The sequence below is a fragment of the Brevundimonas mediterranea genome, assembly GCF_014196125.1.
Taxonomy (GTDB): domain Bacteria; phylum Pseudomonadota; class Alphaproteobacteria; order Caulobacterales; family Caulobacteraceae; genus Brevundimonas; species Brevundimonas mediterranea.
Map to the genome: position 1 here is coordinate 1,662,392 of NZ_JACIDA010000001.1, position 22,287 is coordinate 1,684,678.

Annotated in this window: 17 protein-coding genes; 9 read left to right on the forward strand and 8 right to left on the reverse strand. The window is 66.5% G+C overall.

What is annotated here, in order from left to right:
* The first annotated feature begins 52 nt into the window (after nucleotides 1-52).
* Nucleotides 53-2,479 (forward strand): DNA topoisomerase (ATP-hydrolyzing) subunit B, encoded by a 2,427-nt coding sequence (gyrB, locus tag GGR11_RS08280; RefSeq protein WP_183196224.1) that lies wholly within the window; start codon nucleotides 53-55, stop codon nucleotides 2,477-2,479.
* Here gyrB and GGR11_RS08285 read toward each other — a convergent pair.
* The 7 genes from GGR11_RS08285 to GGR11_RS08315 all read right to left on the reverse strand — a co-directional run bounded on the left by GGR11_RS08285 (nucleotide 2,476) and on the right by GGR11_RS08315 (nucleotide 9,736).
* Nucleotides 2,476-3,660, reverse strand: coding sequence for an acetyl-CoA C-acyltransferase (locus GGR11_RS08285; RefSeq protein ID WP_183196225.1), 1,185 nt, complete (start codon nucleotides 3,658-3,660; stop codon nucleotides 2,476-2,478). The two genes, gyrB and GGR11_RS08285, sit on opposite strands and share 4 nt — an antisense overlap.
* A gap of 74 nt (nucleotides 3,661-3,734) precedes the next feature.
* Nucleotides 3,735-4,691: a flavin reductase family protein gene (locus GGR11_RS08290; protein ID WP_183196226.1), complete on the reverse strand. Its 957-nt coding sequence runs from the start codon at nucleotides 4,689-4,691 to the stop codon at nucleotides 3,735-3,737.
* Nucleotides 4,692-4,785: 94 nt separating this feature from the next.
* Nucleotides 4,786-5,688, reverse strand: a complete 903-nt coding sequence (gene mmsB / locus GGR11_RS08295) for a 3-hydroxyisobutyrate dehydrogenase (RefSeq protein ID WP_246331612.1) — start codon at nucleotides 5,686-5,688, stop codon at nucleotides 4,786-4,788.
* 28 nt (nucleotides 5,689-5,716) lie between these two features.
* Entirely contained in the window at nucleotides 5,717-6,760 is a 1,044-nt protein-coding gene (locus tag GGR11_RS08300; protein ID WP_183196228.1) for an enoyl-CoA hydratase/isomerase family protein, read from the reverse strand.
* Nucleotides 6,757-7,896: an acyl-CoA dehydrogenase family protein gene (locus GGR11_RS08305; protein WP_183196229.1), complete on the reverse strand. Its 1,140-nt coding sequence runs from the start codon at nucleotides 7,894-7,896 to the stop codon at nucleotides 6,757-6,759. Before GGR11_RS08305 ends, GGR11_RS08300 begins: the two co-directional genes overlap by 4 nt.
* 5 nt (nucleotides 7,897-7,901) lie before the next feature.
* On the reverse strand, nucleotides 7,902-8,222 hold the full coding sequence (locus tag GGR11_RS08310; protein WP_183196230.1) for a hypothetical protein: 321 nt from the start codon (nucleotides 8,220-8,222) through the stop codon (nucleotides 7,902-7,904).
* Nucleotides 8,223-8,230: 8 nt separating this feature from the next.
* On the reverse strand, nucleotides 8,231-9,736 hold the full coding sequence (locus GGR11_RS08315) for a CoA-acylating methylmalonate-semialdehyde dehydrogenase (protein ID WP_221205108.1): 1,506 nt from the start codon (nucleotides 9,734-9,736) through the stop codon (nucleotides 8,231-8,233).
* A 403-nt stretch (nucleotides 9,737-10,139) separates the two neighbouring features.
* Here GGR11_RS08315 and GGR11_RS08320 point away from each other — a divergent pair, with 403 nt between their 5' ends.
* The 3 genes from GGR11_RS08320 to GGR11_RS08330 all read left to right on the forward strand — a co-directional run bounded on the left by GGR11_RS08320 (nucleotide 10,140) and on the right by GGR11_RS08330 (nucleotide 13,697).
* Nucleotides 10,140-11,300 (forward strand): sensor histidine kinase, encoded by a 1,161-nt coding sequence (locus GGR11_RS08320; protein ID WP_246331614.1) that lies wholly within the window; start codon nucleotides 10,140-10,142, stop codon nucleotides 11,298-11,300.
* A 296-nt stretch (nucleotides 11,301-11,596) separates the two neighbouring features.
* Nucleotides 11,597-11,992 (forward strand): MarR family winged helix-turn-helix transcriptional regulator, encoded by a 396-nt coding sequence (locus GGR11_RS08325; protein ID WP_183196232.1) that lies wholly within the window; start codon nucleotides 11,597-11,599, stop codon nucleotides 11,990-11,992.
* Between the two features lie 109 nt (nucleotides 11,993-12,101).
* Nucleotides 12,102-13,697 (forward strand): methyl-accepting chemotaxis protein, encoded by a 1,596-nt coding sequence (locus tag GGR11_RS08330; protein WP_183196233.1) that lies wholly within the window; start codon nucleotides 12,102-12,104, stop codon nucleotides 13,695-13,697.
* Between the two features lie 30 nt (nucleotides 13,698-13,727).
* Here the strand turns inward: GGR11_RS08330 and GGR11_RS08335 are convergent, their stop codons facing one another.
* Nucleotides 13,728-16,358, reverse strand: a complete 2,631-nt coding sequence (locus GGR11_RS08335; protein WP_221205109.1) for a PAS domain-containing protein — start codon at nucleotides 16,356-16,358, stop codon at nucleotides 13,728-13,730.
* A 352-nt stretch (nucleotides 16,359-16,710) separates the two neighbouring features.
* Here GGR11_RS08335 and GGR11_RS08340 point away from each other — a divergent pair, with 352 nt between their 5' ends.
* From GGR11_RS08340 to ku, 5 genes are all read left to right on the forward strand, one after another.
* Nucleotides 16,711-17,826: a glycosyltransferase family 4 protein gene (locus GGR11_RS08340; RefSeq protein WP_183196234.1), complete on the forward strand. Its 1,116-nt coding sequence runs from the start codon at nucleotides 16,711-16,713 to the stop codon at nucleotides 17,824-17,826.
* A gap of 166 nt (nucleotides 17,827-17,992) precedes the next feature.
* Nucleotides 17,993-20,140, forward strand: a complete 2,148-nt coding sequence (locus GGR11_RS08345) for an amylo-alpha-1,6-glucosidase (RefSeq protein ID WP_183196235.1) — start codon at nucleotides 17,993-17,995, stop codon at nucleotides 20,138-20,140.
* Between the two features lie 5 nt (nucleotides 20,141-20,145).
* A complete protein-coding gene (locus GGR11_RS08350; protein WP_183196236.1) occupies nucleotides 20,146-20,979 on the forward strand; it encodes a TIGR02587 family membrane protein in 834 nt (277 codons plus the stop codon).
* Nucleotides 20,980-20,982: 3 nt separating this feature from the next.
* Entirely contained in the window at nucleotides 20,983-21,357 is a 375-nt protein-coding gene (locus GGR11_RS08355; protein WP_246331616.1) for a hypothetical protein, read from the forward strand.
* A gap of 66 nt (nucleotides 21,358-21,423) precedes the next feature.
* Nucleotides 21,424-22,281, forward strand: coding sequence for a non-homologous end joining protein Ku (gene ku / locus GGR11_RS08360; RefSeq protein ID WP_183196237.1), 858 nt, complete (start codon nucleotides 21,424-21,426; stop codon nucleotides 22,279-22,281).
* Nucleotides 22,282-22,287: the final 6 nt, after the last annotated feature.

Below are 22,287 nucleotides of genomic sequence, written 5' to 3' on the forward strand. Positions count from 1 at the left end.
CGACGCGGCGCTCAATCCCCGTCCCGGTCGGGACTTCAGAGCCATAGATTTCATGACCGATCCGATTGCTGAGATGCCCGAATACGGCGCCGATTCCATCAAGGTTCTCAAGGGCCTGGACGCGGTGCGCAAACGTCCCGGCATGTATATCGGCGACACGGACGACGGCTCCGGCCTGCACCACATGGTCTATGAGGTGGTGGACAACGCCATCGACGAGGCCCTGGCCGGCCACGCCGACCTGGTCCAGGTCATCCTGAACGCCGACGGCTCGGTCACGGTGACCGACAATGGTCGCGGCATTCCCACCGGCATCCACGAAGGCGAAGGCGTTTCGGCGGCCGAGGTCATCATGACCCAGCTGCACGCCGGCGGTAAGTTCGACCAGAACTCCTACAAGGTCTCGGGCGGTCTGCACGGCGTGGGCGTGTCGGTGGTCAACGCCCTGTCCGACTGGCTGGAGCTGAAGATCTATCGCGACGGCAAGGCGCACCAGATGCGGTTCGAGCGCGGCGACACGGTCAAGTCGCTGGTGATCACCGGCGACGCCCCGATCCGCGAAGACACCGGCAAGCCGCTGAGCGGCACCGAGGTCACCTTCTATCCGTCGGTCACGACCTTCAGCCACATCGACTTCGATCTGAAGACGCTGGAACACCGGCTGCGGGAACTGGCCTTCCTGAACTCGGGCGTGGTCATCAAACTGGCCGACCAGCGCAGCGCCGAGCCGACCGAAACCATCCTGCACTACGAGGGCGGGGTCGAGGCCTTCGTGCGCCACCTGGACAAGTCCAAGGCGCCGATCCTGAAGGACGTCATCGTCATTCGCGGCAAGAAGGAAGGGATCGAGCTGGATCTCGCCCTGTGGTGGAACGACTCCTATCACGAGACCATGCTGTGCTTCACCAACAACATCCCCCAGCGGGATGGCGGCACCCACTTGTCGGCCTTCCGCGCCAGCCTGACGCGCGTCATGGGCGGCTATATCGAGAGCTCGGGCGCCGGCAAGAAGGAGAAGGTCTCCGTCACCGGCGAAGACGCCCGTGAAGGCCTGACCTGCGTCCTGTCGGTCAAGGTTCCGGACCCCAAATTCTCCAGCCAGACCAAGGACAAGCTGGTCTCGTCCGAAGTGCGCCCGGCCGTCGAGGCCCTGTGCTCCGAGGGGCTGGCCCAATGGTTCGAGGAACACCCGGTCGAGGCCAAACAGGTCGTCGCCAAGATCATCGAGGCGGCGTCCGCGCGTGAAGCCGCCCGCAAGGCCCGCGACCTGACCCGCCGCAAGTCGGCGCTGGAGATCAGCAGCCTGCCGGGCAAGCTGGCCGACTGCCAGGAGCGCGATCCCGCCAAGTCCGAACTGTTCATCGTCGAGGGAGATTCCGCCGGCGGCTCGGCCAAACAGGCGCGCAACCGCGAGAATCAGGCCGTCCTGCCGCTGCGCGGCAAGATCCTGAACGTCGAGCGGGCGCGGTTCGACCGGATGCTGTCGTCAGACCTGATCGGCACCCTGATCCTGGCGCTCGGCACCGGCATCGGCCGCGACGACTTCAACGCCGACAAGCTGCGCTATCACAAGATCATCCTGATGGCGGACGCCGACGTCGACGGCGCCCACATCCGCACCCTGCTGCTGACCTTCTTCTATCGGCAGATGCCCGAGCTGATCACGCGCGGCCACGTCTATATCGCCCAGCCGCCCCTCTATAAGGTCTCCAAGGGCAAGCAGTCTCGCTACCTGAAGGATCAGGCCGAGATGGACTCCTATCTGATCGAGGAGGGCTCGTCCGAGGCCGAGCTGGACCTGTCGACCGGCGAACGCCGCCTGGGTCTGGACCTGCAGGCCCTGGTGCGCGAGGCCAAGGCCTTCAAGGGCGGCGTCGATCGCCTCAGCCAGCGCGCCCCCGCCTTCGCCATCGAACAGGCGGCCCTGGCCGGCCTGTTCAACGACAACGCCGACATGACCCAGGCCTCGGCTGCCGCCGCCGTACGCCTGAACCTGTATGCCGAAGAGGGCGACGGCGACTGGACCGGCGCGCCGGGCGAACAGGGCGCGGTCGTCTTCACCCGCACCCGTCGCGCGGTGCAGGAAACCATCGTGCTGGAAGAAACCCTGCTGCGTTCGCTGGATGCGCGCCGCCTGGCCGAGCGCGCCGCCGCATTTGACGGCGTCTTCTCCGCCCCGGCCACCTATCGCCGCAAGGAAAAGTCCACCACCATCCGCGGGCCGCTGGACCTGCTGAACGCCGTGCTGGACGCGGGCAAGAAGGGCCTGGCCATCCAGCGCTACAAGGGTCTGGGCGAAATGAACCCCGAACAGCTGTGGGAGACCACGCTGGACTCCAACGCCCGCACCCTGCTGCAGGTCTCGGTCGAGCACGAGGAAGACGCCAACGACCTATTCGCCAAACTGATGGGCGACGTGGTCGAACCCCGCCGCGAGTTCATCCAGGAAAACGCCCTGGACGCGGCGGTGGACGTCTAAACCAGTTCGACGCCCATGGCGGTGGCCTCGCCACCGCCGATGCACAGGGCGGCCATGCCCCTGGTCTTGCCGCGCGCCTTGAGCGCCGACAGCAGGGTGGTCAGGACCCGCGCGCCCGAGGCGCCCAGCGGGTGCCCCAGGGCGCAGGCGCCGCCGTTGACGTTGATCTTGTCGTGAGGGACGCCCAGCTCCTGCATCGCGATCATCGGCACGATGGCGAAGGCCTCGTTGACCTCCCACAGATCGACGTCGTCGGCGGTCCAGCCGGCCTTGGCCAGGGCCTTCTTCAGGGCGAAGACCGGCGCGGTCGTGAACAGGCTGGGCTCATGGGCGTGGGCGGCCTGGCTGACGACACGGGCGACCGGGGTCAGGCCCAGGGCCTGGGCCGTCGACTGGCGCATCATGACCAGGGCCGCGGCGCCGTCCGAGATCGAGGCGGCCGAGGCGGCGGTGATGGTGCCGTCCTTGCCGAAGGCGGGCTTCAGATTGGGAATCTTGGACGGATCGGACTTGGTCGGCTGTTCGTCGCGATCGACCACAACCACGCCCTTCCGGGTCTTCACCTCGACCGGCGTGATCTCGGCATCGAAGGCGCCGCTGTCCTGGGCGCGTTTGGCGCGACCGGCGCTTTCGGTCGCATAGGCGTCCTGCTGCTCGCGGGTGAACTGATAGGCCTTGGCCGTATCCTCGGCGAACTGGCCCATCAGCTTGCCGGGCTCGTAGGCGTCTTCCAGCCCGTCCAGATACATGCTGTCGGAGATGACGTCGTGGCCGATACGGGCGCCGCCCCGGTGCTTCTGCATCAGATAGGGCGCATTGGTCATCGACTCCATGCCGCCCGCCACGATCACCTCGGCCGAACCGGCCAGCAGGGCGTCATGCGCCATCATAGCGGCCTGCATGCCCGAGCCGCACATCTTGTTGATCGTGGTCGCCTCGGTCGAGATCGGCAGGCCCGCGCCCATCCCGGCCTGACGGGCCGGCGCTTGGCCCAAGCCGGCAGGCAGGACGCAGCCCATGATGATCTGTTCGACCTTGTTGGGGTCCAGACCGGCTCGCTCGAGCGCCGCCTTGACCGCCGTCGCGCCCAGGTCGGTGGACTTGGCGTCGGACAGCGCGCCCTGGAAACCGCCCATCGGCGTGCGGGCGTAGGAGACGATGACGACGGGATCGGCGGACATGGCGGGTTTCCTCTTGCTTTGGGCTCTGAGATAGCGATCCGACCGCCCGATGTGAACCGGGCGCCCTGCTGCAATCAGGCGAAGTGAAGTCGACGGTAGCGGCCCCGGAAATAGAGCAGCGGGTCACGGCGCGGCTCGAACCGGGCGCGCGTGACCCGGCCGATGAAGACCAGATGATCCCCGGCCTCGACCACCTGGTGGGTCGCGCATTCGAAACTGGCCAGCGAGCCGGACAGGATCGGCGCGCCGGTGTCCCAGGTCTCCCAGGCGACGCCGTCAAACCGTTCGGCCGAAGACCGGGCGAAGGCGCCCGACATCGGCTGCTGGCCGATGTGCAGGACGTTAATGGCGAAATGCTCCGCGCGCTGGAACCGCTCCAGATTGGACGAGCTGCGGGCCAGGCAGAACAGGATCAGCGGCGGATCCAGCGACACCGAAGAGAAGGAGTTGGCCGTCAGGCCCACCGGCTGCCCCGCCTCGTCCAGGGTCGTCACCACCGTCACCCCGGTGGCGAAACAACCCAGGGCGTCGCGCAGGGTGCGGGGATCGGATCCGGCTTGGTAGTAGAGGGCGTCACGGGGCGCCTGCTGCTCCAGGAAGGCCAGAATGACGGCGTCGGCCGTCTCGCCCGGATCGGCGGGAGCGTCGGGATCCAGCGTCAGGATCGGCAGGCCGTCCAGCGGCGCGGTCGCCTCGACCGGCGCCTCGCCCGCCACGATCAGGCAACTGGCCAGGGCCGGGCCGGTGACGACCAGGGCCGGGACGACGGCGGCCAGGGTCTGGGCCGAACACAGGATGGCGGGCCGCGACGAAATCTCGGTCAGCAGGCGGCGCAGGCCGGCCGCCTCGTCGCCCGTTTCCAGAGCGTCGGCCAGTAGGACGTGCCGCCCGGCCTCGACTAGGGCCCGCACCCACCGCCGCCAATCGGGCGACAGACCCTGGGGCGCGCCGATCAGCAGGACGACCGGATCCTGGGGATCGCCCCAGCTCTGGACGTCCAGACCTCCGATCCGGGGCGGCGATGCGATCATGAGGCGGGACGGTCCAGTGCGGAGGGGAAGAGGCGTCTCATAGAGGAAGTCCGCCCCTTGAGACCATGGCTTACGATCTCGGGGCGGCGTCGGATCATCCGGCGTCCAGATCCGCCAGCCGTCCGCGCAGCATCTGGAGCATGGCGGAAAAGTCCCGGCCCCCGTGGCCCAGACCGTCGAACAGCGCGTACATCGCCTCGGCCTGGGCGCCCAGAGGGGTGGAGGCGCCCGATTTGGCCGCCGCCTCCTGGGCCAGTTTCAGATCCTTCAGCATCATGGCCGTGGCGAAGCCGCCCTGATAGTCGCGGTTCGACGGCGCCGTGGGCACGGGGCCGGGCCAGGGATAATAGCTGGTCACGCTCCAGCACTGGCCCGAGGATTTGGACGCGATCTCGAAGAACCGCTCCGGGTCCAGACCCAGCTTTTCGGCCAGGGCGATCGCCTCGCACGTGCCCAGCATGGAGACGCCCAGCAGCATGTTGTTGCAGATCTTGGCCGCCTGACCGGCGCCGTGGTCGCCGGCCCGGATGGTGATGCGGCTCATGGGTTCCAGCGCGGCCTCGACACGGGCGAAATCGCCTTCGTCGCAACCGACCATGAAGGCCAGGGTTCCCGCATCGGCCGCCGCCGTCCCGCCCGATACCGGGGCGTCGGCAAAGGCGTAGCCGGCGTCACGCGCCAGACCCGCCACCTTGCGCGCCGTCTCCACGTCGATGGTCGAACAGTCCAGCAGCAGGGCGCTGGACGGCGCCGCGCCGATGATCTGCTCGGCATACACCTTGTGCACATGGGGGCCAGCGGGCAGCATGGTGATCACCACCTCGGCGTCGCGCACCGCCTCGGCGACCGAGGTCGAGGGCGCGCAGCCCGCCGCAGACGCCCGCTCCAGCGCTGCGGCGCTCAGATCGAAGGCGGCGACTGCGTGGCCGGCCTTGGCCTGATTGGCGGCCATGCCGCCCCCCATATTGCCTAGGCCGATGAAGGCGATCTTGGTCATGGTCTCTCTCCCAGTGTCGGCGTCGCTGTCAGAGCAGCGGCGTCCATTTTTCATTGTCCGGCAGCGGCGCGAACAGCGCGTCCAGCGTCGCCTCCGTAACGCCTGACAGGTCCGCGGGGGACCATTGGGGCGCATTATCCTTGTCGACAATCACGGCCCGCACCCCTTCCTGGAAGTCGTGGGTCCGCACCACCCGACCGCCCAGGGCGTACTCCATGGCCATATTGTCGGCGAAGGACGTCAGGGCGGCGCCGGCGCGCAACTGGCGCAGCGTGACCTTCAGCGACTGCGGCGACTTGGTCTTCAGGATCGCCAGCTGCGTCGACGCCCAGTCGGAGCCTTCAGCCTCCAGCGCCGCGAAGATGTCCTCGACCGTATCGAAGGCGAACAGCCGGTCGATGGCCTCTCGGCGGTCTTCCAACCCAGGCGGAATCCTGAAGTCGTACCGGCCCGCCACCTCAATCGGTTCGCCCCCGTCGAGGATTTCCGACTTCAGCGCCTCCAGGCTTTCGGACGGGACATAGTGGGTGTGGATGCCCAGTTCGATCGTGGCCGCCGCCTTCAGCCGCGCGCCCGTCAGCGCCAGCCAGACGCCCGTCTGCCCCGGCAGACGCGGCAGGAACCAGCCGCCGCCGACGTCGGGGAACAGACCGATCCCCGTCTCCGGCATGGCGTAGGTGGTCCGCTCGGTGGCGATGCGGATGGCGGCCGGCTCCGAAATCCCGACGCCGCCGCCCATGACGATGCCGTCCACAATGGCCGTGATCGGCTTGGGATAGTCGAACATCAAATGGTTCAGCCGGTATTCGGCCAGGAAGAAGGCCTTGGCCTCGGAGGCGTCGCCCGCTCCGCTCTCGGCGATCATGCGGATGTCGCCCCCGGCGCAGAAGCCGCGCTCGCCCGCATGGTCGATAAGCACCGACTGCACCGCCCTATCGTCGCGCCAAGCCAGCAAAGCCTCGGTCATGGCCTCGCACATCGGCCGATTCAGGGCGTGGATCGCCTTCGGCCGGTTCAGGGTTATCCTGCCGACGGCGTTATCGATGCGGGCGATGATTTCGGGTTCGGTCATGCTCCGGACATCTCCCGCGCGATGATCACGCGCATGATCTCGTTGGTCCCTTCCAGGATGCGGTGGACCCGCAGGTCGCGCACGATCCGTTCCAGCGGATAGTCCTTCAGATAGCCGTAGCCGCCGTGCAACTGCAGGGCCTCGTCGGCGATCTGGAAACAGGCGTCGGTGGCCAGGCGCTTGGCCATGGCGCACCACTGGGTCTTTTGCGGATGATCGGTGTCGATGGCCCAGGCGCCGCGCAGCACCATCAGACGCGCCGCCTCCAGGTCGGTGGCCATGTCGGCCAGACGGAACTGCAACGCCTGGAACTCGCCCAGCGGCTTGCCGAACTGTTTGCGGGTGGCGACGTAGTCCTGGGCCGTCTCCAGCGCCAGTCGCGCCCCGCCCAGCGAACAGGCGGCGATGTTCAAGCGGCCCCCGTCCAGCCCGGCCATGGCGTAGCGGAAGCCCGCCCCCTCCTCGCCCAGCAGATTGGCGGCCGGCACGCGGCAGTCGTCGAACTGGACGATGGCGGTCGGCTGGGCGTTCCAGCCCATCTTGCGTTCCTGCGCGCCGAACGACAGGCCGAGCGTCCCGGCCTCGACGACAAGGGCAGAAACCCCCTTTGCCCCCTCCCCGCCCGTGCGGACCATGACAACATAGAGGTCGCTCGTCCCCGCACCGGAAATGAAGGCCTTGGCGCCGTTCAGCACATAGTGGTCGCCGTCGCGCACCGCCGTGGTCCGCAGCGCCGCCGCGTCCGACCCGGAGCCCGGCTCGGTCAGGCAATAGGAGGCGATCTTCTCCATACCGACCAGATCCGGCACGAACCGCGCGCGCAGGTCGTCCGAGCCGAACCGGTCGATCATCCAGGTCGCCATATTGTGGATCGAGATGAAAGCCGCCGTCGCCACGTCGCCGCGCGACAGCTCCTCAAAGATCAGCGCCGCCTCGACCCGGCCCAGCGCCATGCCGCCGTGTTCCTCAGCCGTATAGATGCCGCAGAAGCCCATCTCAGCCGCCTGTTTCATCACATCGACGGGGAAATGCTTCTCCTCGTCCCACTTGGCCGAATGGGGCGCCAGTTCGGCGTCGGCGAAGGCGCGGGCCGCGTCCTGGATGGCGCGCTGGTCGTCGGTAAGGGCAAAATCCATGTCGCTCAGCCAAACTTCCAAATGATGACGTAAGTGCCGAGCCAGCCGCCGCAGACGGCAACCAGGCTGATTGCCATGGTGCGCAAATCGGCTCGGGGACGGCGGCGCAGGCGGAATACAAGCCAGGCTGCATTCATCAGGCAGGCAAGAACCAAGAACGGCTGGACGGACTGCACCCTTAGATAGATCAGCAGGGCGTATCCGACGTCGAACCCGCGCGTCGAAGGTTCGAATATCCCGGGCGCGTTGGCCCAAACACAGCCGATCATCGCCACGGCGTTCGACGCAAGAAGCCACCAGTCCCGTTTGAGCGTCGCGGCGATCATCGGTGCGATCACCGCATCGTCGGAATGACGAACGAACTGTCGGCATGCTCCAGCGCGCTGTCGGGCCAGCGGGCCGTCACGGTCTTGGTCTTGGTCCAGAAGCGGACGCCCTCCATGCCGTGCTGGTTGATGTCGCCGAAGGCCGAGCGCTTCCAGCCGCCGAAGGTGTGATAGGCGACCGGCACCGGGATCGGCACATTGATGCCGACCATGCCCACATTGACCCGGGCGGCGAAGTCGCGGGCCGCACGGCCGTTCTGGGTGAAGATCGCCACGCCGTTGCCGTACTGGTGCTGCGACGGCAGAGCCAGGGCTTCTTCGAAGCTCTCGGCGCGGACGATCTGCAGCACCGGGCCGAAGATCTCCTCCTGATAGGCCGACATTTCCGGCTTCACATGGTCGAACAGCGACGGGCCGATGAAATAGCCTTTCTCGTGCCCCTGAAGGCTGAAGTCGCGGCCGTCGACGACCAGTTCGGCGCCTTCTTGAACCCCCTTTTCGATCCAGCCCAGCACGCGGTCCTTGTGAACCTGGGTGACGACCGGGCCGTAGTGGGCCTCGGCGTCGGTGGATATCCCGACCTTCAGGCTGGGGATCTCGGCGACTAGACGTTCACGCAGTTCGTCGGCCGTCTTCTTGCCAACCGGCACGACCACCGGCAACGCCATGCACCGCTCACCCGCCGAACCGAAGGCGGCGCCGGTCAAGTCCTTGACCACCTGGGCCATGTCGGCGTCGGGCAGGACAATGCCGTGGTTCTTGGCCCCGCCCATGGCCTGGACCCGCTTATGGTTGGCGGCGCCGGTCTGATAGACATAATGGGCGATGTCGGACGAACCGACGAAGCTGACGGCGTGGATCAGCGGATGGGTCAGGATGGCGTCGACCGCCGTCTTGTCGCCGTGGACCACGTTCAACACGCCGTTGGGCGCCCCGGCCTCCAGCATCAGTTCGGCCAGGCGCACCGGCAGGGATGGATCCCGTTCGGACGGCTTCAGCACGAAGGTGTTGCCGACCGCGATGGCCACGCCGAACATCCACATCGGGATCATGCCGGGGAAGTTGAACGGGGTGATGCCCGCGACCACGCCCAGCGGCTGGCGCATCGAATAGACGTCGATGCCGGGACCGGCCCCTTGCGTGTATTCGCCCTTCAGCGCGTGGGGGATGCCGCAGGCGAACTCGATCACTTCCAGACCGCGCTGGATGTCGCCCTTGGAGTCGGCGATGACCTTGCCGTGCTCGCTGCTGAGCAGTTCGGCCAGTTCATCCATCCGCGCCTCGACCAGGCGTTTGAAGTCGAACATGACGCGGGCGCGGCGCTGCGGATTGGTGCTGGCCCAGCCGTCGAAGGCGTTCTGCGCCGCCTGGACCGCACGATCGACTTCGCCCGTCGTGGCCAGCTGGACGCGAGCCTGGACCTCACCGGTGTTGGGATTGAAGACGTCGCCGAAACGGCCAGACGCGCCGTCGAAAGCCGCGCCGTCGATGAAATGGCGAATGTCGCGCACCATACCTGAGATTCCCTATGTGCTTATTGCTATTGCCCCCGTCATAGCAGGCAGGATCGGCCTCTTGCAGCCCAAAAGACGAAATGAAAGCCCTTTACGGCGCTACTCCGGCCTCGCCGCCGCAGGACTTGGAATGTTCGAATCCGGGCACAGGTATTAATAATCGAAATCAAGTTGTACATAATAACAACCCCGCCTGTCGCAGTGCTATTGACTGTCAAGTCATCAGCCCAGACCAATACTAAGGTCTTATTTTTGCTTTCCCCGGTCAATTTGAGTAGACTTAATTATGTCAAATTCGCCACAAGAGACGTGAAACTCCCCACAGAGGCGAGGCGTCAACGGCGAACGGGGTGGGAGACGACCAGTGGAGGCCTTTGCTGAGAGCATATTGTCGGACGCGCCCATGGCGATCATCGCGCTGGATGAGGCGGGTTTCGTCTGTTGCGCGAACGCGACGGCGGATCGGTTTTTCGGCCGCCCTCTGACCCCGCCGAACGCGGCCGCCATCAGCGATCTGATCGAGGGTTTCGACAGGGCGGCTCTGCAGTCGCCGACATGGGTCGAAGACCTCAATGCGCGCGCTCGAAACGCCGGAGAGGATCCGCTGTGGCGGGCGCGGCGGCATGACGGCGTTCACGCCTTCGTCGACGTCCAGGCCGCGCGGTTCTCCGCCCGCAACGGCAAGTTCGTGACTCTCTTCATTCAGGACATGACCACCGCCGTCACGGCGGAAACCGCACTTCTGGAAGTGAAGCTCCAGATCATTCACAACTGGCGACTGAGTTCGTTGGGGGAAATGGCCTCCATGGTGGCGCATGAGGTCAACCAGCCCCTGTCTGCGGCCATCAACTATCTGGCCGCCGCAGAGACGGCCGTAAAAAAGCCGGGTCCGAACACGGCGAACGCCCCCGAACTCATGGCGGCGGCGCGAGCCCAGGTGAAACGCGCGGCCGACATCATCCTGCGTCTTCGCGCGCTGATGATCCACGAGAAGCGCTATCAGGCGCGCGAGCAGGTCGCCGGGGTGATCGAGGAGATCATGCCCATTCTCATCAGCCATGCCCGAGAGACGAAGGCGGAAATCTCCTGCCGGATCGACCCGGCCGCCTACACCTACTGCGACCGCGTTCAGCTTCAGCAAGTCATCCTCAATCTGGTCCGAAACGCCATGGAGGCGCCCCAGAACGGCGTCCCGCGCAGGGTTGAGATCTCAGGACGGCAGACGCCGCAGGGCTATCAGATTCTCGTCAGCGACAACGGCCCCGGCGTGCCGGCGGACATGGCGGGCAAGCTTTTCGACCCCCTCGTCAGCGGCAAGTCCGGCGGAATGGGATTGGGCCTGTCGATCTGCCGCACGATCGTGGAGGCGCATGGCGGGGTGATAGAGCTTGTCCCGAGCGTGCTTGGGGGGGCCGGCTTCGCGTTCACACTGAACGCCAATGTCCACGATCTATCCACGCAAGGCGATGCGTCCCGGGGGCGCAAACACCCCAGGCTGAACCCGGGCGTCGCCGAAACTGACGACTGGGGACAGAGTCCGCGCTCCGTTCGTCAACGCGGCTGAATACTGATGCGACAGTCCAGGGACCAATCGACATCGCGGTTGATCGTATGAAGCGCGTCAGGGCCCAATCATGCGACGATCCAACACTTAGATTTTCAGAAATCTTCGGTATTCATAGGAGCGCCACTCAATCTCAGAGCGCGCACGGCAACAGGGACTTTCAGTCCCATTGAAAGTTGGATCAGCAGGATTAGAACAAATCCATGGGCCATCGTGGAATCATTACAGCGGAACGTTTGACTACGGTCGATGAAAACGCAGTCGCACTGATCGGTCTGGACGCCCGGATCCAGCAGATGGACCAGATGCTTGATCGTCTTCTGAGCGACGACGACCTGGCAGGACCGGCTGTTCAGGCGCTGCAGATCGTCGAAGCCGCCGGACGTCGAGGATTGCGGCAATGCGCTCTGGCCGAGTCGGTCAGCCTGCCGGCGGGCACGGTCTCGCGCTTGGTCGACACACTCGTCAAAGGTGATCTGGTCAGCCGGAGGCCGCACCCGACCGATCGGCGCGTGACGATGCTGGCGCTGACGGCGGCGGGCGGCCGACGACTGGATCGTCGGCGGGCGGATTACGGCCGGCTCGCCGACGCCCTCACGCCCCAGGCCGCCGAAGCCTTGCGGGTCGTAAGCCCGCTCCTCGACCTCATAGCTGAAACCCTCGCCCGATCCGTGAAATCAGAGGCGGCCTGAACGCCCGCTCGGAAGGTTGTTGCAGTGCGAAACTGTTCCAAACCCTAACCATGTTCAACCATGGCTTAGGGTTAATGCAAGACTGTGCTCCCAGGTCTGGAGTACCAAGATGTCGGAAAATATGGATCTTCAGGAACGGCTTGCGTTCCTGAAGCTGGATGAAGAGTCGCGCGCCGCCCTGGCCGACACGCGTCCGGTCATCGAGGCCGCCCTGTCCCAGACCCTCGACGCCTTCTACGATCAGGTGCGCGCGACGCCCGATGTCGCGCATTTCTTCAACAGCGAGACCCATATCTCCGGGGCCAAGAGCGCCCAGGCCAAACACTGGTCCCTGATCGCATCGGGGGACTTCACCCCCGCCTATGTCGAAGGCGTCAGACGAATCGGCCTGACCCACGCCCGGATCGGTCTGGAGCCGCGCTGGTACATCGGCGGCTACGCCCTGGTGCTGGAGGGGCTGATCAAGGCCATCGTCAAGGCGGACGCCGGCAAACGCAGCCTGTTCGGCGGCAAGGACAAGGGCGACGCCCTGGGCGCCGCCCTGGCCAGCGTGGTCAAGGCGGCCCTGCTGGACATGGATTTCGTCATCTCGCTTTACCTCGAGGCCGCCGAGGACGGACGGCGTGAGGCGGACGAGAAACGCGCCCTGGCCGAGGCCGAACAGACCCGGGTCGTTCAGGCCACCGCCGAGGCCCTGACCGCCCTGGCCGAGGGGGATCTGACGACACGCATCCATGCGGATTTCCCCGGCAGCTACGCCCGCCTGAAGGCCGACTTCAATACGGCCATGACGCAACTGGACGCAGCCATGGCGGAGATTTCCGGCAATACCGAAGCCATGCAGGCCGGCGCCGGAGAGATCAGCGAGGCCGCCGACGACCTGTCTCGCCGCACCGAGCAGCAGGCGGCCACTCTGGAAGAAACCGCCGCCGCCCTGGATCAGATAACCGCCACGGTGAAGAAGACCGCCGAGGGCGCGACCCAGGCGGCGACCGTCGTCGAGACCTCACGGGTCGCCGCAGAAAAGTCGAAGGACATCGTCGAACGCGCCGTCAAAGCCATGAGCGCGATCGAAACCTCCGCCGAAAAGATCAGCCTGATCATCGGCGTGATCGACGAGATCGCCTTCCAGACCAATCTTCTGGCCCTGAACGCCGGCGTCGAGGCGGCCCGCGCCGGGGAGGCCGGTCGCGGCTTTGCGGTCGTGGCTTCGGAAGTGCGCGCCCTGGCCCAGCGTTCTGCGGACGCGGCCAAGGAGATCAAGTCCCTGATCACCGCCTCCTCGGTCCAGGTGAAGTCCGGGGTCGATCTGGTCGGCGAGACGGGCGACGCCCTGTCTTCCATCGTCAGCCGCGTCATGGAGATCGACCAACTGATGGTCGAGATCACGGCCTCCACCCAGGAGCAGTCCACCGCCCTTCACCAGGTCAATACGGCGGTGAATCAGATGGACCAGGTCACACAACAGAACGCGGCCATGGTCGAGGAGTCGACGGCCGCCAGTCACAACCTGACCCAGGAAGGGCAAAGGCTGGCGTCTCTGGTCACCCGGTTCCGTGTCACGCAGGACGGCGGCCGGAGAACGGAGCAGACGGAAAGCCGGGTGGAACGTCCCGCGCCCCGCGCCCCGGCACGCGCCTTCCGCCAGGTCGGTTCAGCCGCCCTGGCGACTTCGCCCCTGGCGAACGAATGGGAAGAATTCTGACGCAAGGGACCATGCCGCGTCCCGCGCGGGTCAGTCCTCCGAGAGGATCGCCTCCACGCGCTGCGCCAGCTGCTTCAGTTCGAACGGCTTGGTCAGGATTCGCATGCCGGCCTCCAGATCGCCTCCGCTGAGGACCGACGTCTCGGCGTAGCCGGTGATGAACAACACCTTGAGCCCCGGCTGCCGCGCCCGCGCGGCGTCCGCGAGCTGGCGGCCGTTCATCCCGCCCGGCAAGCCGACGTCGGTGATCAGGAGATCAATCGCCCGCCCCGACCCCAGGACCGCCAGTCCCGCCCGCGCGTCCTCGGCTTCGATGAAATCATAGCCGAGTTCGGAGAGACCTTCCGACACCAGCATGCGGATCGTAGCCTCGTCATCGACGATCAGCACGGTGTAGCGCCGTCGCGGCGCGCCCGACGGCGCGGGTTCGTCGGTCGTTTGACCGACCTCCACCTGGCCGTGGTGGCGCGGCAGATAGAGGCCGATGGCGGCGCCCTGCCCCGGCGCGGACCGGATCCGAACCTGGCCGCCGGACTGCTGGACGAAGCCATAGATCATCGACAGCCCCAGGCCCGTGCCCTGACCGAGCGGCTTGGTCGTGAAGAAGGGATCGAAGGCTCGGGCGATGATCTCCTCGTTCATGCCGACGCCGGTATCGGTGACACCGAGGCGGACATAGTCTCCGCTGGGCAGGCCGAAGTCCCCCGCCTCCCCGCGATCCAGCACGACATTGTCCGTCTCGATGGTCAGCCGCCCTCCGTCGGGCATGGCGTCGCGGGCGTTGATGCACAGGTTGAGAAGCGCATTCTCCAGCTGTCCCGGATCGACCAGCACCGGCCACGTGCCGGCCTGGTATCGGGTTTCCAGCCGAATGGCCGGCCCCATGGTCTGGCGGATCAGATCCTCCATGCCGCGCGCCAGGGTCTCCACGTCCGTGGCCTTGGGCTCCAGCGTCTGACGCCGCGAAAAGGCCAGGAGACGGTGGGTCAGGGCCGTGGCCCGCTGGGCGGCCGCCTGGGCCGCCGCAATGAACCGTCCCACCTCGGAGGCGCGCCCTTCGGCGAGGCGCTTGGCCACGATCTCCAGACTGCCGCTGACGCCGGTCAGCAGGTTGTTGAAGTCGTGGGCGATGCCGCCGGTCAGCTGGCCGACGGCCTCCATTTTCTGCGCCTGGCGAAGCGCGGCCTCGCTGGCCATCAGTTCGGCGGTGCGCTGCTCGACGGTCCGCTCCAGCGACTCCGCCAGCTTGGCGAGATGGCGCTCGGCCCGACGACGTTCCCGCGCCGCCAGGGTGCGTTCGCCGACGTCCCGGAGAAACCGGATCTCATCCTCCTGCCAGGCCCGCACGGAGGCGTGATTCAGATAGGCCAGGGCGACCATGCCCCCCTGTTCCGTCAGGGGCATGTTGACCACGGCGCGCGCCGTGAGCGCTTCCAGCACGTCCGCATTCTCGCGTGTGCGCGGATCCTCGCGCGCGTCGGCGAAGGCGACGGTGTCGCCGCGCTTCAGGTCCTCGACGTAGGAACCATAGTCGCGGAAGTTCAGAACCCCCGCGATGGTTTCGACCCCGGGCGCGTTCCAATCGCGGGCGATGGTGATGGTTTCGTCGTCCTGATCCACGATGCCGAAGCCGGCGCGGCTGACCTCGAGGGTCCGCCCCAGGATTTCGGCGGCGGCATAGGTGATGTCCTCGGGATCCTCGAGATCGCGCAGGACGTCCGACAGCTCCACCATCGCCGAACTCAGGCGTTCGGACCGCACCCGATCGGTGATGTCGGTCGTGACCCCCGAGATGCGCAGCGGAGCGCCCTCGGCGTCCGACACCAGTATCCCCCGAGCCTCCATCCAGCGCACGCCGCCCAAGGGCGTGATAACGCGGTGAGTGATATGATAGTCCGCGCCGTCCTGGATCGTCGCATCGCTTTGCGCGCGCACCGCCTCCCGGTCGTCGGGATGGATCATCTTCTGGCGGTCTTCGTATGTGAAGGGCGTATCGACAGGCCAGCCCATCAGGGTCTTGTAGGCGTCGGAGGCCATCAGGGTCCGGGTTCGGACATCGACGCTCCAGGCCCCCAGTCCGCCGGCCCGCATGGCCAGATCCAGTTCGCGATCGCGTTCGTGATCCACGCGCTCGCGCGCGTCCAGTTCGGCCTTCAGCGCGGCCTTGTCCGTCTGAAGCCCTGCGAGACGCTCGCGCTCGATCGTGACATCGACCTGGCTGGCGAAGAAATAGGCCAGCACGCCGTTCCCGTCGAACACCGGCGCCATCAGCAGGCGGTTCCAGAAGGGGACGCCGTCCTTGCGATGATTGCGGATGTCGATCTCGATCGGCCGGACCGCCTCGACGGCGGCGCGAATGCGGCTGACGGATTCGGGATCGGTCTCCGGCCCCTGCAGGAAACGGCAGTTGCGTCCGAGAATTTCCTCGCGGGCGTAGCCGGTCAGCCGACAGAAGGACTCGTTGGCGAACACCACCGGATTGTCGGGGCGGCGCGGATTGGTGATGATCATCGGCATGCGGGTCGCGCGGACCGCATTGACGAAAGGATCGGTGCTGTCGTCGAGCCCCAGCACCTCCGCCTCGATCCGTTCGGCGTCCAGGCTGACCCGATCAGGGCCCCGATCAGGGCGATGCGCACCGTCGGATCCGGATCCAGTCAATCGCTTACCTTTCCTGCCTCACCCGGCCTTCGGGGGCGGCGTAATCAACACGCGAGCCGCTTTACGGTTCATCGCCGAAGGGGGCGCTTCGTAAAGCCGCCGTCAGCGACACGAAAGGCCGTCGCGCCCCCGCTATAAAGGCGCGCTGCCGGTGACGAAACCCGCAGATGGGGATTGGATCTGGATGGCCGCGCGGACACGCGGCGCAACTGAGCGAATTCGTACACCAACAGCACAGCCTCCTCGTCATAAGCCACCGGAACCTCTAAAGAATTTCCACACCGGAAAGGAACTGGAACCCTCTCCGAACATTGATGTGTTCGGCCCGGCTGAACGGGTCGGAGCAAACATCATGAAGATCGCGCAGGTCACCCCGCTTTACGAGGCCGTTCCTCCGAAGCTCTATGGCGGAACCGAGCGAGTCGTGGCGCATCTGACCGACGCCCTGGTGGACCTGGGTCACGACGTCACCCTGTTCGCGAGCGCCGACGCCCAGACCAAGGCGCGACTGGCGCCGGTGCGTGACCAGGCCATCCGCCTGGATCCGGCGCCTCTGAAGTCCGACCTCGCCGCCCACCTATCCATGCTGGGCGAAGTCCTGGATCGGGTGGACGAATTCGACGTCATCCATTTCCACACCGACATGATCCACTTCCCGATGTTCCGCCCCTATGCGGACAAGACCGTGACCACCCTGCACGGGCGTCTGGATATGAAGGATCTGCCTGGCGTCTATGCGCGGTGGAACGAGTTCGGCCTGATTTCCATATCGGACGACCAGCGCAAACCGCTCCAATTCGCCAACTGGACGGCCACGGTCCACCACGGCATGCCGGGTGAGCAGTATCTGTTCTCGCCGAAGTCCGAAGGCTATCTGGCCTTTCTGGGCCGCATCTCGCCCGAGAAACGTCCGGACCGCGCCATCGAGATCGCGACCCGACTGGGCAAGCGCCTGAAGATGGCCGCCAAGGTGGACGCCGCCGACAAACGGTATTGGGAAGAGACCATCCGCCCCCTGATCGAGGGCAATCCCTTGATCGAATTCATCGGCGAGATCGGCGACCACCAGAAGTCGGCCTTCCTGGGCGGGGCCGACGCCTTGCTGTTCCCCATCGACTGGCCCGAACCCTTCGGCCTGGTGATGATCGAGGCCATGGCCTGCGGCACCCCCGTGGTGGCCTTCCGCTGCGGCTCGACGCCCGAGATCATCGAGGACGGGGCGACCGGCTTCCTGGTTGACACTCTGGACCATGCCGTCGCCGCCGCCGGTCGGGCGCATTTGCTGGATCGCGAAACCGTCCGGGCGCGGTTCGACCTGCGTTTCTCGGCTGCGGCCATGGCGCGCCGCTATCTGGACGTCTACGGCGACCTTCTGGCGCGCCGCCCCTTCGCAGGGGCCGCCCTGAACGACGTGGTGAAGCCGCTGCGTCCGATCGGAGAAGATCGCAGCTTCGCCGCCATCGCCTAGCCCGCGCTCCTCCATTATCCGAAGAAAACTGGGCGGCGGAGGTGAACCCTCCGCCGCCTGCGCCATTTGATCCTGCAAGCGGCTCCTCAAGGCCGCATTCGGGTGGAATAGGTTCGGGACAGGGCTCACGAACGACGGGCCTCACGCACGACGGGGAAGAGACCGCATGGACGACGCCTACACCACCCAGCTGACCGCCGGTGATTCCGTCGAGGCCTCCGGCCTCGAACAGCTGATGGCGCTCAAGGAGGGCGACACCTTCCTGGTCGCCGACGGGTGGGGCGACATGAGGGGCGGGGCTGACGGCCTGTTCGGGGGCGACACCCGCGTCCTGTCGCGCTGGACCATGACGGTGGGTCTGCTGAAGCCGTCGCGGCTGTCGTCCGGGGTCAGCCAGGACAATGTCTTCTTCTCCTGCCACACCACCAACCGCCCCTTGCCGCCGATGGGCGGACGATCGGCGCCGGCCGGGGTTCTGCATATCGAACGGCGGCGCTTTCTGTGGGGGCGTCGGATGTTCGAGCGCATCCAGATGGTCAATCACGGGATCGAGGACATCCTGCTGCCGCTGGCCTTCGACTTCGGCGCGGACTTCAACGACATCTTCCAGGTGCGGGGCACGCATCGGGCCAAGCGTGGAACCGTCCACACACCGACCACCGACGGGCGCCGTGTCACCTTCCGCTACACCGGTCTGGACAAGGTCGATCGCTCCAGCTGCCTGGCCTTTTCCGAGCCCCCCGCCCGCCTGACCCATCAGCGCGCCGAGTTCATGTTCAGCCTGCCCAAGGGGCGGTCCATGGACCTGTTCATCGAATGCGGCGTCGACTCCTGCGAGACGCCGGACGCGCGGCGCTGGCGCGAGAACGCCGTCCAGGCCCGTCTGGCCATGCGCGCCAAGCGCCGGCGCGGCGCATCGGTGCGGGGGCCGCGCAGTCCGCGGTTCAATGACTGGCTGGACCAGTCGCGGGCGGATATGGCCCTGCTGACCACCGACCTGCCGACCGGCCCCTATCCCTATGCCGGCACGCCCTGGTTCTCGACCCCGTTCGGCCGCGACGGCATCATCGCCGCCTGGCAGATGCTGTGGCTGGATCCGTCCCTGGCCAAGGGCGTCCTGACCTATCTGGCGGCGCGTCAGGCGACCGAGACCTCGCTGTTCCAGGACAGCCAGCCCGGCAAGATCATGCATGAGACGCGCGGCGGCGAGATGAGCGCCCTGCACGAGGTGCCGTTCGGTCTCTACTACGGCGGGGTCGACACCACCTGCCTGTTCATCGCCCTGGCCGGCGCCTACGCCAGCCGGACCGGCGACCTGGACCTGATCCGGGAACTGTGGCCCAACCTGGTCGCGGCCGCCGAGTGGATGCGTGACTTTGGGGATTCCAACGGTGACGGCCTGATCGACTATCAGCGCGGCGCCGACACGGGCCTGTCGAACCAGGGCTGGAAGGATTCCGAGGACTCCATCTTCCACGCCGACGGCCGTTTCCCCAAGGGCCCCATCGCCCTGCTGGAGGTCCAGGGTTACGCCTTCGCCGCCTGGCGCGCCCTGGGCGATCTGGGCGAACGGCTGGGCGACGACCGGGCGCCCGAATGGCGCGACCGGTCCGAACAGGTCCGCGCCCTGGTCGAAGACAAATACTGGATGGAGGACGAGGGCTTCTACGCCGTCGCCCTGGACGGCGACGGGGAACAGTGCCGGGCCATCGCCTCAAACGCCGGCCATCTGCTGTTCACCGGCCTGCCGTCGGTCGAGCGGGCGCGGCGGGTGACCAAACGCCTGTTGTCGGCCGAGTTCCGCACCGGATGGGGCATCCGCACCCTGGAACTGGGCCAGGCCCGGTTCAATCCGATGAGCTATCACAACGGATCGGTCTGGCCGCATGACACGGCTATGGCGGCCGCCGGCATGGCCAACTACGGCGAGCGTCAAGCCGTCGCCGAAATCCTGGCCGAGATCTACGCCGCCGCCGCCCATTTCCATCTGCGCCTGCCCGAACTGTTCTGCGGCTTCCCGCGTGAGCCGGGCGAGCCGCCCATCGCCTATCCGGTCGCCTGCCTGCCCCAGGCCTGGGCGGCGGGATCGGTCTTCCTGATGCTTCAGGCCTCGCTGGGCCTGTCCATCGACGCCTGGGCCGGAACCATAGACATGGCCGACCCGCTCCTGCCCGCCGGTCTGGAGCGGCTGAAGATCACCGGGCTGGAGGTCGCGGGATCGGTCGTCGACCTGAATATCCAGCCGGTCGACGGTCGTGCGGTCGTCATCCCCAGACACCGCAAGGGCCGGATCGCCGTGCGCACCCTGCGGTGAAGAGCATGGGTCCGTCCGCCGTCAGCTTGATCGATATGCGCCGCGAGCGCGGCTATCTGCGCGATCTCGGACGGGCCTTCGCCGGGGCGCTGGTGTTCAACATCCCTTTGCTGATGACGATGGAGATGTGGGAGCAGGGCGTGGTCATGGACCGCTGGCGGATGCTGCTGTTCGTCGGCGCAGGCCTGCCACTGCTCTATGGCCTGGCCTACTATGCAGGCTTTTCCGACCGACGCGGCTTTCGCAACGATCTGCTGGATACGGCCGTAGCCCTGGCGGTCGGCTTCATCACCGCTGCGGCCCTGCTGGTCCTCTTCGGGGTGGTGCAGTGGGACGCCACGCCACGGGAAGCCGTCGGCATGGTCACGCTTCAGGCCGTTCCCGGCGCCATGGGGGCGCTGCTGGCCCGCAAGCAGCTCAGCGGCGACGGTCGCGGCGACAGCCAGGAAGATCAGGCCTCCTATGTCGGGGAACTGTTCCTGATGGCGGCGGGCGCCCTGTTCTTCGCGCTGAATGTGGCCCCGACCGAGGAGATGATCCTGATCGCCTACAAGGCCACGGCGCTCCATGCGCTGGCCCTTATCGTCGTCTCCATTCTGTTGCTGCATCTGATCGTCTTCCAGGCCGGATTTGCGGGTCAGGAAGAGGCCGATCATCCCGCCAAGGCCTTCTTCCACTTCACCCTGCCCGGTTACGCCATCGCCCTGGGGGTGAGTCTTTTCGCCCTGTTCGTCTTTGGCCGGATCGACGACCATTCCGTCGCCGGGGTCGTTCAGACGGTCGTCGTTCTGGGCTTTCCCGCCGCCATCGGCGCGGCCGCCGCCCGTCTGCTGGTCTAGGTCATGGTCGCCAAGAAATCCTCCACCGCCCCACGCCCCCTTCTCCAGTGGGGCATGGCCGCCGTCGGCGCGGCCGTCACAGCGTCAGCCGTCGGCGTCATCATCTGGGACGGGTTGCAGCCCGCCGCACCGCCGTCGCTCAGCGGCCGCATCCTAAAGGTCGAGGCCACGTCGTCGGGTCATGTGGCCGTGATCGAGGTCGCCAATGACGGAGACGATACGGCGGCCGGCGTCGATATCGAGGCCGTCCTGGGCGACCAGAGCGCCACCGCCACACTGGACTATGTTCCCGGCCACGGCCAGGCCAGGGCCTATGTGCGTTTCGACGCCGATCCGCGCGCGGCGGACGTCCGCGTCAAGGGCTGGTCCGCGCCCTGAGGACAGTTGCGGAAACAGTCGCACCCGTCGGGCGTTAGGTCAGCGAGCAGAACGACGGAGACGACCATGGCCGCACGACCCACCTGGCAGGGGCATCTTAAACTGTCGCTGGTGACCTGCCCGGTCGCCCTCTACACCGCCACCTCGTCCAGCGCCCATGTCAGTTTCCACCTGATCAATCCGGACACCAACAACCGGATCCGCATGGTCGCCACCGACCCGGACACGGGGCCGATCGAACGCTCGGATCTGGTGAAAGGCTATGAGGTGTCCAAGGACGAGTACGTCCTGTTCGACGACGCCGACTTCGACAAGGTCAAGCTGGAGACGACCCGGACTATCTCCATCGACAGCTTCGTCGACCAGGACGAGATCGATCGTCTGTACTGGGACGATCCCTTCTATGTGGTCCCCGAGAAGGGCGTCGGGGCCGAGGCCTTCGCCGTCATCCGCGACGCGATGAAGGCCGCCGGCAAGATCGCCATCGGAACCCTGGTTCTGCGGGGGCGTGAGCGCCAACTGGCGCTTGAAGTGCGGGGCAAGGGGCTGGTGGCCTATTCGCTGCGGGCGCATGACGAGGTGCGCGACGCCGACGACTATTTCGACGACATCCCGGCGGTGAAGCCCGACAAGGACATGGTCGATATCGCCAGCCGGATCATCGCCCAGAAACAGACCGACTTCGATCCGACCACCTTCAAGGACCGCTACGACGACGCCCTGCGCGAGATGATCCAGGCCAAGCAGAAGGGCGGCAAGGACGTGATCGAGGCGCCGGAGCCCGACGACACCAATGTGATCGACCTGATGGAGGCCCTGCGCAACAGCCTGAAGGGCGCGGCGGGCGGGGCCAAGCCGGCGCCGAAAAAGATTGGTAAGGCGCCGGCGAAGAAGAAGCCGGCCTCGCGCAAGAAGGCCGCCTGACGGGGC